Source organism: Streptomyces sp. PR69, assembly GCF_026420845.1.
In the GTDB taxonomy this organism is placed as follows: Bacteria; Actinomycetota; Actinomycetes; order Streptomycetales; family Streptomycetaceae; genus Streptomyces.
Map to the genome: position 1 here is coordinate 1 of NZ_JAOWCB010000075.1, position 1919 is coordinate 1919.

At 67.6% G+C, this 1919-nt stretch carries 1 protein-coding gene and 1 pseudogene; both read left to right on the plus strand.

Annotated elements, in window-relative coordinates:
• Nucleotides 1-128 precede the first annotated feature (128 nt).
• Nucleotides 129-1802 carry an IS4 family transposase gene (locus OF819_RS28920; protein ID WP_267246614.1) on the plus strand — a complete coding sequence of 558 codons (1674 nt, stop codon included), beginning with the start codon at nucleotides 129-131 and terminating at the stop codon, nucleotides 1800-1802.
• Nucleotides 1803-1815: 13 nt separating this feature from the next.
• A pseudogene (locus tag OF819_RS28925) lies at nucleotides 1816-1919 on the plus strand (transposase); the annotation flags it as partial.

The window sequence follows — 1919 nt, forward strand, 5'->3', positions numbered from 1 at the left end:
CAAGGCCGCGGAGTTAAGCCCCGCCCGCGTCCGTCAAGAGAGTGATGTCAGTCTGGAATGCAGGCATGAGGACGGGACCTCCGGTATGGCAAGGGATCGACCAAGATCTGCTCGCTGAAGAGGTCCCGATGGCTGACCAGTCTGCCACCACTCGGCCAGATTGCCATGGAGGGGGCGGAGATTCCGCTCTCGCACCAGGCCATCTGGGCGAGCTCACCCGCTACCTTCCAGCCGAACTCGTCGACGCCGTACTCGAGGAGAACCACGCGGTGGAGCGTCGCCGACGGCTCCTGCCCTCTCGCGTCGGGGTGTACTTCGTCCTGGCCCTGTCGCTGTTCCCCACCGTGGGCTACCTGCGTGTCTGGGACAAGCTGACCGCCGGACTCACCGCGCCGGGGATCGCGCGCCCAAGCGAGAAGGCCCTTCGATGCCTACGCCGGCGCGTCGGGCCCGCCCCACTCAAAGCCCTGTTCGAGGTGCTGGCCGGGCCGCTCGCGCAACCCACGACGGTCGGCGTCCGCTATCGGCGCTGGCGGACCGTCGCCTTCGACGGGTGCAGTGCCGTGAAGGTGCCCGACAGTGAGCGAAACCGGGCCTGGCTCGGCAAGATCCAAGCCCGGCTGGGATGGGCAGGCTACCCGCTCCTCCGGCTGATGACACTCTGCGAGACAGGCTCCCGCGGCCTGATCGACGCAGTGCTCGGGCCGACGAGCGAGTACGAGACCACCTATGCGCGACGCCTTCTGCCGCAGGTGAATGACAGCATGCTCGTCCTCGCCGATAGGGGCTTCGACGCGGACGACTTCCTGGCGGACACCGCGGCTACCGGAGCCCAGTTCGTCATCCGCATCACCGCTCGCCGCCGTCCCGCCATCCTCGCCGTCTTGCCGGACGGCTCGTATCTCACCCGGCTCGGCATGCTCAAACTGCGCGTCATCGACGCCACGATCACCATGACCACCAGCGGCGGCCAGACGCTCTGCGAGCACTACCGCATCGCCACCACCCTGCTCGACCATCGCATTGATCCCGCCGAAGCTCTGGTCCGGCTCTACCACGAGCGCTGGGAGATCGAATCCGCCTACTACGCGCTGCGGCACACCCTGCAAGACGGACTCGTGCTCAGGTCGCAGGACCGCGTCGGCCTGGAACAGGAAGTATGGGCACAACTGATTGCCTATCAGCTGCTTCGGACTGCGATGGTCGACGCCGTGGAGTCACGTCCGGGCACCGACCCGAACCGCGCCAGCTTCACCATCGCCCTGGAAACCGCAAGAGACCGGATCATCCTCGCCGACGCGGCCACGGATGGACGCGGCCACGATGAGCTGGTCGGTACCATCGGGCTGGCCGTGCTGGCCGGCCTGATGCCAGCGAGACGGCCCCGCACGAGCGCCCGGTCGGTCAAAGCCGGGCGCACGCGATACCCCACCAACCCCGCAGAACCCCGCCCGCGGCAGAGCAACACGATCACCGGCCTGACCGTCACACTCCGCACGGCTCCCGAGGCCCCACCTCAACCGCCAGACGGCCGCGAGGACCAGCGCAAGGCCGTCGCCGGGATCCGGTCCATGGGCGCCGGCAACCGAAACCGGGCCTTCCACCTCATGGCCGCCGAGCCTGAGCGGTCCTGGCGACCCCGCGAAGTCGCCATCGCCCTGGGCATTCGCAACCATGCGAGTTTCGCGACCCAGATGACCCAGTGGGCTGCCGAAGGCCTTCTCAAGAAGATCGCTTACGGAACCTACACCCTCGCCGACGCATGGAAACGGACCACCTTGACGGACGCGGGCGGGGCTTAACTCCGCGGCCTTGGGCGTCAGCGACGTCCTCATGCTGGTCTGCGACGGGCTCAAGGGTCTGCCTGAAGCGGTGGAGACCGTCTGGCCGAAGACGATCGTCCAGACATGTGTGGTGCG

Coding starts and splice junctions, on each gene's coding strand:
- OF819_RS28920 (WP_267246614.1), top strand. CDS start 129: ATGGCTGACCAGTCTGCCACCACTCGGCCAGATTGCCATGGAGGGGGC.